10 protein-coding genes and 1 pseudogene are annotated in these 12,431 nt (G+C 39.8%); all 11 read right to left on the bottom strand.

Going from position 1 to position 12,431, the window contains the following annotated elements; translation table 11 throughout:
• Positions 1-7: 7 nt before the first annotated feature.
• A complete protein-coding gene (locus tag RG565_RS08260; protein WP_021001536.1) occupies positions 8-820 on the bottom strand; it encodes a Cof-type HAD-IIB family hydrolase in 813 nt (270 codons plus the stop codon).
• Positions 820-1,614: a Cof-type HAD-IIB family hydrolase gene (locus RG565_RS08255; RefSeq protein WP_268732237.1), complete on the bottom strand. Its 795-nt coding sequence runs from the start codon at positions 1,612-1,614 to the stop codon at positions 820-822. Before RG565_RS08255 ends, RG565_RS08260 begins: the two co-directional genes overlap by 1 nt.
• Before the next feature lies 1 nt (position 1,615).
• Positions 1,616-5,149 carry a chromosome segregation protein SMC gene (smc, locus tag RG565_RS08250; RefSeq protein WP_247937471.1) on the bottom strand — a complete coding sequence of 1,178 codons (3,534 nt, stop codon included), beginning with the start codon at positions 5,147-5,149 and terminating at the stop codon, positions 1,616-1,618.
• Positions 5,140-5,838, bottom strand: coding sequence for a ribonuclease III (rnc, locus tag RG565_RS08245; RefSeq protein WP_003025140.1), 699 nt, complete (start codon positions 5,836-5,838; stop codon positions 5,140-5,142). Before rnc ends, smc begins: the two co-directional genes overlap by 10 nt.
• A gap of 373 nt (positions 5,839-6,211) precedes the next feature.
• Positions 6,212-6,569: pseudogene (locus RG565_RS08240) on the bottom strand (YbaN family protein).
• A gap of 8 nt (positions 6,570-6,577) precedes the next feature.
• Positions 6,578-7,381 (bottom strand): MBL fold metallo-hydrolase, encoded by an 804-nt coding sequence (locus RG565_RS08235; protein WP_151380279.1) that lies wholly within the window; start codon positions 7,379-7,381, stop codon positions 6,578-6,580.
• Positions 7,382-7,383: 2 nt separating this feature from the next.
• A complete protein-coding gene (gene vicK / locus RG565_RS08230) occupies positions 7,384-8,736 on the bottom strand; it encodes a cell wall metabolism sensor histidine kinase VicK (protein WP_247937472.1) in 1,353 nt (450 codons plus the stop codon).
• Positions 8,729-9,430 carry a response regulator YycF gene (gene yycF, locus RG565_RS08225; protein ID WP_003040015.1) on the bottom strand — a complete coding sequence of 234 codons (702 nt, stop codon included), beginning with the start codon at positions 9,428-9,430 and terminating at the stop codon, positions 8,729-8,731. The genes vicK and yycF overlap by 8 nt, the downstream gene beginning before the upstream one ends.
• A gap of 283 nt (positions 9,431-9,713) precedes the next feature.
• A complete protein-coding gene (locus RG565_RS08220; protein WP_247937473.1) occupies positions 9,714-10,055 on the bottom strand; it encodes a hypothetical protein in 342 nt (113 codons plus the stop codon).
• A gap of 26 nt (positions 10,056-10,081) precedes the next feature.
• Entirely contained in the window at positions 10,082-11,395 is a 1,314-nt protein-coding gene (locus RG565_RS08215) for a glycosyltransferase family 4 protein (RefSeq protein ID WP_247937474.1), read from the bottom strand.
• A gap of 1 nt (position 11,396) precedes the next feature.
• Positions 11,397-12,395, bottom strand: a complete 999-nt coding sequence (locus RG565_RS08210; RefSeq protein ID WP_247937475.1) for a glycosyltransferase family 4 protein — start codon at positions 12,393-12,395, stop codon at positions 11,397-11,399.
• Positions 12,396-12,431: the final 36 nt, after the last annotated feature.

Below are 12,431 nucleotides of genomic sequence, written 5' to 3'. Positions count from 1 at the left end.
TCCTCCTTTATTTCAGTGCATATTTTTCTATAGCCCAAGCAACAGCATCTTCATCATTGGTCATCGGCGTCACCACATTGGCAACTTCTTTGACTGCTGCTACTGCATTTTGCATAGCTACACCAAGTCCTGCCCATTTTATCATAGACAGGTCATTTGCTTCATCTCCGCAAGTCATGACTTGACTTTGTTCAATTCCTAAATGAGCAATCAATTTTTCTAAGCCATTTGCTTTATGGACATTCTTCGGAGACCATTCTAACAGCATATCGCGCGACTTAAAAATTTCATATTTGTCAAATAAATCGGACGAAAGTTGAGCAATACCACGATCAAGCGGATCTGGTGCATAAGCTGTTACACATTTATTATAAGTCTGTTGGCTAGATAAGTCTGCAAATGAAACCGACTCAAATGTTAAAGCAGGATTGCAAGTTTGGTAAAGCGATTCATGGTCTGACTGGATTTGGTAGACAGTTCCTTCGCAAATCGCATCTAGTGGCAAGCCTAACTTTTCTGTTTCCTCAAAAATACGAGCCACATCGTCATAGGCAAAAACTGTTTTATCAAGAATTTCCCCTGTATTGCGTTGCACCAAACCACCATTAAAAGTAATGGTGTATTCGTCCTCTTGATTAGCTACACCCAATTCGTTTAAGAAAAGCTCCATTGCTTTGAGAGGGCGACCGGTCGTCAAAACAATCTTGATTCCCTGCTCTTGAGCCATCTTAAGAGCTGCTAAATTTCGCTCTGAAATGTTTTTCTCAGAAGTCAGTAAAGTTCCGTCTAAATCCAAGGCAATCAATTTTATATCTGCCATTATAATCCCTCCATATACGTCATCACTGAATGCACCGCATGATGCCCAATGACCTCTTTAGCTACTTTCAAAATCTCTGGGCGAGCATTTTCAGGGGCAATAGGATAACCTGCTACTTGCATCATGTGTAGATCATTCAAATTGTCACCAAATGTCATGACCTGATCCATTTCAAGATTTAATTTCTTCGCCAATTCGACAATGGCAACGCCCTTGTCCACATAGTCTAGGACAATATCAATTGACTTATAACCTGTCGTCATGGCTTTGACACCAGGAACGTGTTCATTGACCCAGGCCTCACCAGCAGCTACTGTTTCTTCAGAAAAATTGGTTGTAAATTTGAAAATTTCATCTGTAATATCCTCCAAGCGAGCTACTTTTTGGATGTTTTCATTATAGTGCGCACTAAAAGCTAAATAAGCTGGATCAACCGTTTCCAAGACATAACAGCCTTTTTTACCTGTTAGAAGCAATTCACTGGTATTGATGAAAGGAGATGTCTTCAATTTCTCAAAAGCTGACAGATAAAAATCTTTGGACATAGTTGCTTCATAGAGATCTTCTCCGTGAAATTCTACCAGACTGCCATTTTCAGCAATAAAAATTATCTCATCTCGCACATCCTCAAATAGCTTTTCTAATGACAGCAAACCGCGTCCACTGGCGACTGCAAAATAGATGCCCTTTTCTTTAAAATGGAGCAACAACTGCTTCAGTCGAACCATATCAAACTGCCCTTTGTCATCTAAAAAGGTGCCGTCCATATCTGTCGCAACTAATTTTATATTCATTTTACATACTTTCTAAATCTTTTAATTTTACGGAGACAATCTTTGACACACCAGACTCTTGCATGGTCACTCCATAGATAGAGTCTGCTGCGGACATCGTTCCTTTACGGTGTGTTACCACGATAAACTGGCTTTCCTTGTCAAAGCGATTGAGATAGTCTCCGAAACGTTTGACATTAGCTTCGTCAAGTGCAGCTTCCACCTCGTCCAAAATGACAAATGGTATCGTCTTGACACGAATAATGGAGAAGAGTAATGCTAAGGCTGATAGCGCCTTTTCTCCTCCGCTCATCAGATTGAGTGATTGGATTTTTTTGCCGGGCGGTTGAACCGAAATTTCTACCCCCGCAGTCAGCAGGTCGCCTTCGGTCAAAATCAAGTCCGCCGAACCGCCACCAAACATCTGTCTGAAAGTCACTTTGAAGCTCTCACGAATTGCTTCAAAGGTTGATTTGAAGCGGTCTTTTACTTCGTCATTCATTTCTTCGATGGTTCCCAAAAGCAAATTTTTCGCAGAGAGTACGTCATCTCTTTGAGTATTGAGGAAATGCAGTCGTTGACTGACTTCTTCAAATTGCTCTACCGCATCAAGATTGACTGGCCCTAAAGCCCGAATAGCCTTTTCTAAGTCCTTGACCTTAATTTCAGAAACCGCAAGATTTTCTAGTGGACGAGCCTGTTTACTAGCTTCATCAAAAGATATTTGATAGTCATCTGTCAAATTCGTCAAAAGGTGTCGAAGGACATCTGCAATCTTATCTTTTTCAGCTTCTGCCTTGGCTTGACTGCGAATCAAATCCTCATTTTGCTGACGGGCTTGTTCCAGATGACTGGTAAGATCTTCTGCTTGCCCTTCCAAATCGTCCAGTTCAAACTGACACCGAATATTGGCTTGGTTCAAAGCTGTCTTTTCCTGTATAGCCTGTGTTAATTGCTCTTCTAAAACAGCAATATCCACTTTTGAAGCTGTCTCTTCCGTTTGCTCCATCAAGAATTGTAAAGTTGAAATCTCTTTATCCAATTCAGATTTTTCATTGGACAAACGTGTGAGATCCATCTGAACGTAACGTTGATGCCCCGTCAGCTCGGTACGGACCAATCGAAGCTCAGATAAGTGGGCTGTTAGCTTGTCTAAACGTGCCTGAACAGCATCTTTATCTGACTTAATCTGCTCAATCTCTGCTTCTGTTTCGGTTTTCTCTTGCTCAATTTCTGCAAGGCGATTAACCAATCGTTCCTTTTGCTCCGCCATATCAGGAAGAACTTCACGAGATAGCTCTCTTTCTTGCAGCGCTAAGAGCTCGGATAAGTCTTCAACCTGTTTATGTGTTTGCTCATAAGCCATTTGAGCCTTTTGCTCTGCTAATCGAGCTTCCTCACCACTTGCTTTTATTTCTTCTAACAGACTGTTGGCTTGGCTTAGCTGTGTGTGCAAATCCTCCACTTGCTTTTCTTGCTCGGCTAATGTTACATTCTTCTCAGAAAGTTCCTTTTGCAAAGCATCCAACTCCGGCTTGATGAAAATTGTATTGTTATTTCGATTAGCGCCACCTGCATAAGAACCGCCTGTCCGTAATTCTGTTCCATCCAGCGTGACAATTCGTACTTGATACCGAACTTTGCGAGCAGCTGCTCGCGCATTTTCTACCGTATCAAAAATGGCTGTTGTACCTAGCAAATTTTGGAAAATATGCTCTAAACTCTTATCATAGCGCACCAAAGACGAAGCCAAACCAAGAAAACCATTACTCTTTTCAATGCTTCCTTGATGATGATCTGGTAAATGCCGCGCTTTAATCGTTGTCAGTGGCAGAAAAGTTGCCCGTCCTGTTCGATTGCGTTTCAGAAATTCAATTGCTCGTGTCGCAGCTTGTTCGTCCTCTACTATAATATGCTGGCTACTTGCTCCAAGTGCAATTTCAAGTGCTGTCTGATAATGCGAATCAAAGCTCAATTTTTCACTAACAGCACCGATAATACCGCCCAGACGCTCTGCTTCTTGAAGAACACTTTTCACCCCAGCATAGAAATGACTGTGATTTTTCAGAATAGCTTCTAAACTACCAACACGCGCCTTTTTATTTTTTACATCATCCATTAAATCAAACATTGCCGTTTGGTTTTGCTGATAATTCGTTTTTACAGCTTGAACTTGCTTTAGCTGTGCTTGATAATCTGTCAGTAACTGCTGAACCGACTGCCGAGCTGTTTCTAAATCTTCCAGTTGACTTTGCTCGTTGATTTGAAGATTCTTTAAATTTTCTTTTAACTTAGCAAATTCTGCTTGTTTGCTTTCAGATAATTGTAACTCGTTGGCTAAGCGACTTTCCAAAGCAGTTAAGTCATTGGACAAGTCCGCTTCTTCTTGCATCAATTGGACAAATTCAGCACGTAACTTTTCAATCATCTGGTCAGGATCATCCGAAAATGCCTCAATTTCAGCTTCTAATTTATGAATCGCTTGTTGATTTTGTTCCAATTTTACAGCAAAATCAGCCAACTGCTCATCTTTTCCTTGCCATTCTGTTTGGACTGCCTCTAATTTTTCTGTCAATCCTTGCAGGCGTTCCTCGTTTTCCTTCCGACTGTTGGCAGCTTGACTAGATTCTAATTTGGAAACTTCGATTTGGCGTTCTAAGTCACTGATGAGGCGTGTTAATTCAAGCAAACTCGCTTGGTCATCTGCCATTTGTTTCTGCAAATCATGGCGTTTTTCTTTCAGAAGAACATTTTCTTGCTCTAGCTGGTCACGTTTGCTGTAATAAGCAGACAAAGATTGCTGAATCCCCACAAGCCGTTCTTCAGTATCATTCAGCTGTGTTTTATTTCCCTTTATTTGAGCAATCAATACATCTAAATAAAGAGCACGGCGTTCCTCATCCAATTTCAAAAACTGCTTAGCAGTCGTAGCTTGCTTTTCAAGAGGCTTCACTTGACTATCGAGCTCATAAATAATATCTTCCAGCCGATCTAGATTATCTTGTGTTTGACTGAGCTTGCTTTCAGTCTCCTTGCGCCGCGTCTTGTATTTCAGTACGCCAGCCGCTTCTTCAAAAATGGCACGGCGCTCCTCTGGCTTGCTATTGAAAATTTCTTCCACCTTTCCTTGAGAAATAATGGAAAAACTATCTCGCCCAAGCCCTGTATCCATAAACAAATCATGAATATCTCGCAAACGTACCTTCTTGCCATCTATTTTATACTCGCTATCCCCGCTGCGATAAATATGACGCTCCACACGAATCTCATCTGCAGCTTGCTGGATAAAACGGTCTTTATTATCCAAAACGACAATAACAGAAGCATAATTCAGTGGTTTGCGAGTCTCAGTTCCCGCAAAAATGACATCTGGCATTTTCCCGCCACGGAGACTTTTAACACTGGACTCCCCCAGTGCCCAACGCAGGCTTTCAGTAATGTTACTCTTTCCTGAGCCATTTGGTCCAACGACTGCTGTCACTCCCTGATCAAATATTACCTTGGTCTTATCTGCAAAAGATTTGAAACCTTGAATTTCAATTTCTTTTAAATACATGAATGACTTTCCTTTTCAAATGCATTTTTAGCAGCTTCCTGCTCTGCTAATTTTTTCGAACGTCCTTGCCCTTGTCCAACCGTTCTGCCATCAACAGATACCGCTACAGCAAATTCTTTGGCATGAGCTGGACCAGACTCAGAGATGACTTGATAAACAATCTCGACATCACCATTGACTTGGAGCAGTTCTTGTAGCTTGGTCTTGTAATCAACCACCTGCTCAAAGTCTCCAACTTCTACCTTTGGAATCATGACTTGATACAGGAAATTTTTGACCGCTTCCACTCCTTTATCTAGCAACAAAGCTCCTAAAAAGGCTTCAAATAAATCTCCAAGAATGGTGTCACGATTGCGACCACCTGACTTTTCTTCGCCACGACCTAATTTGATAAATTGATCAAACTGACAATCTCGACTAAAACCAGCCAAACTCTCTTCACGTACAATGGTTGAGCGAAGTTTTGACAAGTCCCCTTCTGGTTTTTTCGGATATTTTTTATACAGATATTCCGAAATCAATAATTGCAGAACAGCGTCTCCTAAAAATTCCAAGCGCTCATTGTGTGAAATGTTTAAGAGGCGGTGCTCATTGGCATAGCTAGTGTGTGTAAAAGCTGTCTCCAGCAACTTTTCATCTTGGAAGACAATTCCAAATTGCTGACTCAAAACTTTATGTAAATCTCTCATTTTTTCTCCTTTCAAGAAGAACTTTTTCTTTTAATACTCAAAAAACTTAACAATCACCTCCAGCTGTCTCCCAGACAATTGGAACTAGAAAGCAAGCGGCGGGTGGGGCAAAAACTCTACTTGAGCTTTTGAGGTCGCAGGTGTAATCAACGAAGTCAGTAACAAAGAGTACAGCAAGGTTGACAAATGCTTCGCTTTCCTTCTCTGCCACCTCTCACAGTCATCCGGACTGTGAAATCCGACGAAGTTTGAAGAGATCTTCACAGAGTATAAAAAGAAAACAAATTCTCTATTATTATATCAAAAAAATCCTTGATACTCCAACGATACCAAGAATTTGATAGGAAAAGTTCACCAGAGATAAAATGAATTTTCATTCTTTATCTGGAATGACTTTGAATAAATAATACGTCATAAAAAGGGTTAAGGCAGCTAAAGCAAACTTCACCCAGATAAGAGGTGCAAAGAAGATAGAAATTCCCGTTAGAATATAAATGGAAATAAGAATTTTTCTTTTACGCTCCCGAGCAATAGCACCTGTTTCGCGAAAGTCCGCCACATAGATTTGATACAACTTAGTATGGTATAGCCATTTTTCAAATCGTTTGGAAGAGCGTGAAAAGCATGCAATCGCCAACAGCAAAAAAGGGGGGCGGTAATAGCGGTAAAGCAACTCCCAAAAGGGCTAATCCTACTGAAATAAAACCAATCATTAAGTAAAAAATTCGCATTCTTTCTCCTAAATATTTGTTAAAGGTGTCGCCGTATCTGGCGATGTATCACAAATATGAAAATCATGCTCAACCGCCAAATCAGCCTGTGCTAATTGATTGATCATTGTGATATGAGCCAATTCTTTGGTATTATTTTCTTTGCTAAGATGCCCTAGATAGATTTTCTTAGTGCGATAACCCAACGTACGAATCATGGTTTCTGCCCCGTCATCATTCGACAAATGTCCTTGGTCAGATAAAATCCGCTGCTTCAGGCTCCAAGGATAAGCTCCGCTACGAAGGATTTCAATATCATGGTTGGACTCGATCAAATACCCGTCCGCATTTTCAATAATCCCCGCCATACGATCGCTAACATAGCCAGTATCCGTCAGTAGAACAAAACTTTTATCGTCTTTCATCAGTCGGTAAAATTGCGGTGCAACCGCATCATGACTAACACCAAAACTTTCAATGTCAATATCGCCAAATGTCTTGGTTTTTCCCATTTCAAAAATGTGCTTCTGACCAACATCAATCTTCCCAAGCGCTACTTCCATAGCATTCCATGTTTCTTGATTGGCATAAATGTCTAAATGATATTTCCGTGCCAAAACGCCCACACCATGGATATGATCCTTATGCTCATGCGTTACCAAAATGGCATCCAAATCCTCTGGTTTACGGTCAATTTCACTCAATAAGCTGGTAATTTTCTTCCCAGACAAGCCCGCATCAATCAACAACTTCTTCTTTGGAGTTTCTAAATAAAAACAGTTACCGGTAGAACCTGACGCTAAAATACTATACTTAAATCCTTTCTCGCTCATGGCTATCCTTCTAATTCATCTTCTTCCCAATCATCATCTTTGACAGCTTCTTTGTCATATGGCAGAACGATTGTAAACGTTGAGCCTTTGCCATACTCGCTCTTTGCCCAGATAAATCCGTGATGTTGCTTAATAATTTCCTTAGCAATAGCTAAACCTAATCCGGATCCACCTTGTGCACGACTTCTTGCTTTGTCTACACGATAGAAGCGGTCAAAAATTTTCGGTAAATCTTTTTTAGGAATCCCTAAGCCCTCATCTGATATAGACAAAATCATTTGGGTCTCGGTTGTTTTCATACTCACTGTGATCTTACCGCCGTCAGGAGAATATTTAATAGCATTGTTGATAATATTATCAATCACTTGTGTCATCTTATCTGTATCAATTTCGACCCAAATAGAGTTAATAGGATAATCTCGAATAATTTCGTACTTCTTATCATCATTCTGACTTCTGATTTTGTCAAAACGATTTAAAATAAACGTGATAAAAGCTGTAAAATTCGTCAGCTCAATATCCAAATGACTAGTCGCATTGTCAATACGTGACAAACTCAGCAAGTCCGAAACCATTCGCATCATCCGATTGGTTTCATCTAACGAAACCTTAATAAAATCTGGTGCAACTGGCTCAGACAAAGCGCCCTCATCTAATGCTTCCAGATAAGACTTGACACTGGTCAAGGGAGTACGCAATTCATGACTGACATTAGAAACAAATAGTCTCCGCTCACGTTCCTCTTTTTCCTGCTCCGTTGTATCATGCAGCACTGCAACCAGCCCTGAAATAAAGCCTGATTCTCGCCGAATCAAGGCAAATCGAACACGTAAACTTAAAAACTCTCCATTTTCATCCTGCGAATCAATGGTCAGCTCTGGAACTTTCGTAATCAAGTCTCGTAAGTCATATTCGTCTTCGATATCCAGCAGTTTTAAGATATTCATCTTTCGTGCTTCGGATTCTTTAACTCCCAACTGCTTGGTCGTCATATCATTAATCATGATAATCTGCCCACGACGATTGGTCGCAAGAACGCCGTCCGTCATATAGGATAAAATACTCGACAGGCGCTTAGTTTCTTGCTCTAAATTTTCATGCGTTAGACGGATTACCTCAGATAAATCATTGATACTATTGGTAATATCCGTAATTTCTGGGCCACCTTGCATATCTAAAACTTCTGAATAATCTCCTGCAATTAAGTCTTTCACTTTTTGATTCAATTGGCGAATACGAACATTATCACGTCGGTTTTCCAAGGAAAGCAAGGTAATCACCAAAATAAATCCTAAAATGAGTAAGACAAATACAAAATCTTTTGATACAACAAATTGTCTAATATTATCAATCATTGTTTCTCATGTAATATCCAACGCCGCGCCGTGTTAAAATATACTCTGGTCGGCTAGGAATATCCTCAATCTTTTCTCTCAAACGGCGAATTGTCACATCGACCGTCCGTACATCTCCAAAATAATCATAACCCCACACCGTTTCTAGCAGATGTTCACGCGTCATCACTTGCCCGATATGCGTTGCCAAATGGTGGAGCAATTCAAACTCACGGTGTGTTAAATCTAATTCTTCGCCATGCTTTTTCACGACAAAAGCATCAGTCAAAATCTGCAAATCTCCAATCACAATTTCTGTCAGAGCAGCTTCTGCTTCTTGATTTTCAATTGTCAAATCTGTCCGCCGCAAAATGGCTTTAACACGCGCCTGCAACTCACGATTAGAGAAAGGCTTTGTCATATAGTCATCCGCACCGATTTCAAGACCAATAACTTTGTCAAATTCACTGTCTTTGGCAGAAAGAACGATGATTGGCACATTACTCGTTTTCCGAATCGTTCGCGCCACCTCTAAACCATCCATTTCGGGCAACATCAAGTCCAAAATCAAAATATCTGGACGTTCTGCTTCAAACATTTCTAACGCTTCGCGACCGTCGAAGGCTGTCACTACTTCATAACCTTCTTTTACCATGTTAAACTTTATAATATCTGAGATTGGTTTCTCATCATCTACAACTAATATTTTTTTCATTCTATTCACCTTTTTCTATTTTTTCATTATACCAAATTTTCCTTAAAATTTACCAATTCAACTCATAACACATCATTTCTTTACTTTACAAATTTAAAACAAATATGTTAAAAATATGACAGCAAAGACAGGCTTTCATATCAAAAAATAGTCCAGACAAAAGCGTCTTAGACCATTCATTGAATTTTTAGGAAAAACTATGAAACGCAATACACCTGTCTTAACTTTTCACTGCTACTGTAGTAATTTCCTAAAGAAGCAAATGCTCTGAACTGCTAGATGTTCATTTACTTGTCTTTCTCCAGCGAAATATCCCATAACCTAACAGCATCCCCACCAATAAACAGATAAAATAGGCTGCATGATACAGGAAAATCCATTCACCAAAGGTCAGAACCGTCACAAGGAACATAAGCGTTGCTAAAAGCAAAAAACGGCGAGAAAAGCCATTTAGTCCAGCATAGACAACTGCTACAAGGAATGTTGCCAGCGGTGAATATATCAAAACATTATTCACCACCAAGCCCTTTCGTAACAATTCGTCCATTGGTATCATTTGGACAATTCCATAAAATAACGAATAGAAAAAGAGTAGTACAGCTAAAAAAGGAAGATCGCGTTTCATTTTCCCACCTCGCTAGTCTAGGAGTTTTATTTTAGGTATTTCTGTATATTTTTGATTTGTCGTTTAGATGCTTTAAACATTCGCGCTGATCCATTTACAGGAAGGGCAATCGCTTTTCGGGGAAGATAAATGACAGATTTCGCTAATCGCTTACTAACAGACTCCTCCGGATATAAATCATTGTTGAAATCTTTTGAAATGGTTAAATCCAAATAAAATTCATAGACACGACGGCCGAAGTTTTCAGCAGAGATTTCGTATAATTTTGCAGCGAGACTTTTCTCATCCAAATCCGGTGTTGCAATAACAGCTTCCAAAATCGCTCCTGCCAAATCACGTTCTTCATAATAAAGCGTTCCAAACATCTTATCATTGATAACGTTGTCCAGATAAGGATTTCCGTGAGCAATAATAGGAGTGCCACTCGCTAGGCTTTCTAAATATGTCAAGCCCTGTGTCTCACTCGTTGAAGCAGAAATAAAGAAATCCGCTGCTTTATAATACAATGCGGTTTCACTTGGTGCAATCATTCCTGTGAAAATCACTGCATCCGTAATATTCAACCGTTTGGCTTGCGCTTTTAAGTCAGATAAATACGGTCCATCTCCTGCCACTACTAATTTCACATCTGGATTTTCTTCCAAAACTGCCGGCAGAGCAGCCAAAACTGCCTGAATATTTTTTTCATACGAAACACGTGATAAACTAAGCAACATAGTTTCTTGATTTGAAATGCCTAATTTTTCCCGTAAATCAGCAATATTCTCACTAGTAATTTCTGGACGTTCAAATTTAGCCAATTCAATTCCAGTAGGAATAACACGTTTTTCTACTTTTACTTTGTATTTCATGAGCAAGTCATAAACAATCTCGCTCGGACAAATCACACCGTCTAAATCACTCATAAAACCGCGAACAATGTATTTGACCATGCTAGGACGAATGACCATGCCTTTAGCAATATAACGTACATAATCCTCATACTGTGTATGATAAGTATGAACAACTGGAATTCGCAGCTCCTTTGCAATCCAAACACCTAATAAACCCAAAGAAAATTCAGTCTGGGTATGAATAATATCCAATTGATATTGGCGAGCAATCTCTAAAGCCGTTGAAAAACCGCGATAAGCAATTCGCCGATCTTTAAAGGCAAAAAACGGCACGCTGGGAATCCGAATAATCTGCCAATCCTCATAACGATTGACATCCTTATCTGTCGTTGTAAAAATAAAAACGGTATGTCCTAGCTTTTCTAATTCTGTTTTTAAAGTGCGAATACTAGTTGCCACCCCTGAAACCTGAGGGAAATACGTATCCGTAAAAAGACCAATTCGCATGCTACATCTCCAATACTTCTTGATAAGCATCCACAAGTTTATAAGCCACATCATCAATTGAACGACTCTGCGCTACCTTATAGCCAGCTTCTCGCTTATCTACTTTACCATCCAAAATCTTTTGGATAGAGTCTACAAATTCATCTACATTATGCCCCAATTCAGCCGATTGCTCATCAATCCAGCCCTCATATACAGGAATATCCCGTAAAACGACATGTTGATGACTAGCCAACGCCTCTAGCACTACAATCCCTTCTGTCTCCTCATAACTTGGGAAAAAGAAAAGACTGCTACCACTCATAGCTCCTTCAAAAACGGCACCTTTAAAATAACCCGGGAATTCAACATTTTTAGGATGATTAAAAAGCACAAGATTTCTGATTTTCCGTGGAATGATCCATTTGTTAATACTGCCCAACCAAATAAAGCGGACATCTGGCATTCTGCGTGCTACTTCTACAAAGTCTTCTATTCCCTTGCGTCTAAAATAAAGTCCCGCACAGACAACCACCTTGTCTCCTTCTTGGATATGAAAATGTTTTCTAAACACTTCTTCTTTATGTGGATCTTTTTGATATTTATGAAGGTCAATCCCATTAGAAACAGCCACAATTGGTGTTGTCACACCATAGCCCTGAATCAACTTTTTGGAGTATTCAGACGGTGTAATGATAAAATCCGCCATTTGGTACATGTGAGCTAGATATTTCCCAAAAGCAGAAGCAAAAAGATTTGACCCAATAAACGAATTGCGAAAATCTTCTTTAGTCGAATGCCCATGCATAATCACTTTTTTCCCTTGTTTTTTTGCTTTGTGCAAAAGTCGCAAACTTCTAGGCCCATAAGTATTGATATGAACCACATCATAATCTCCTGAAGAATCGGTCGTGTAGGGAATTCCAGCCAAATCTAGAGCTTTCATCTGATGTTGCAAAGCTCGTCCAATGCCTGATTTTTCCAAAACCGCTTTACCTTCTAAATACAGTAATACTTTCATATCTTCTATTATACCCAAAAGATAGAAAAAATAAAA

It is taken from the genome of Streptococcus sp. IsoGale021 (genome assembly GCF_031142795.1).
Taxonomy (GTDB): Bacteria; Bacillota; Bacilli; order Lactobacillales; family Streptococcaceae; genus Streptococcus; species Streptococcus hominis.
Note: the sequence above shows the minus strand (reverse complement) of the source record. Positions and strands in the feature narration are given on the sequence as shown.

What these genes read in the sequence shown, in the direction of transcription:
- RG565_RS08220 (WP_247937473.1), bottom strand. Translation starts at nt 10,055, where the DNA reads ATGAAACGCGATCTTCCTTTTTTAGCTGTACTACTCTTTTTCTATTCG.
- RG565_RS08260 (WP_021001536.1), bottom strand. Translation starts at nt 820, where the DNA reads ATGGCAGATATAAAATTGATTGCCTTGGATTTAGACGGAACTTTACTG.
- yycF (WP_003040015.1), bottom strand. Translation starts at nt 9,430, where the DNA reads ATGAAAAAAATATTAGTTGTAGATGATGAGAAACCAATCTCAGATATT.
- RG565_RS08235 (WP_151380279.1), bottom strand. Translation starts at nt 7,381, where the DNA reads ATGAGCGAGAAAGGATTTAAGTATAGTATTTTAGCGTCAGGTTCTACC.
- vicK (WP_247937472.1), bottom strand. Translation starts at nt 8,736, where the DNA reads ATGATTGATAATATTAGACAATTTGTTGTATCAAAAGATTTTGTATTT.
- rnc (WP_003025140.1), bottom strand. Translation starts at nt 5,838, where the DNA reads ATGAGAGATTTACATAAAGTTTTGAGTCAGCAATTTGGAATTGTCTTC.
- smc (WP_247937471.1), bottom strand. Translation starts at nt 5,149, where the DNA reads ATGTATTTAAAAGAAATTGAAATTCAAGGTTTCAAATCTTTTGCAGAT.
- RG565_RS08215 (WP_247937474.1), bottom strand. Translation starts at nt 11,395, where the DNA reads ATGCGAATTGGTCTTTTTACGGATACGTATTTCCCTCAGGTTTCAGGG.
- RG565_RS08255 (WP_268732237.1), bottom strand. Translation starts at nt 1,614, where the DNA reads ATGAATATAAAATTAGTTGCGACAGATATGGACGGCACCTTTTTAGAT.
- RG565_RS08210 (WP_247937475.1), bottom strand. Translation starts at nt 12,395, where the DNA reads ATGAAAGTATTACTGTATTTAGAAGGTAAAGCGGTTTTGGAAAAATCA.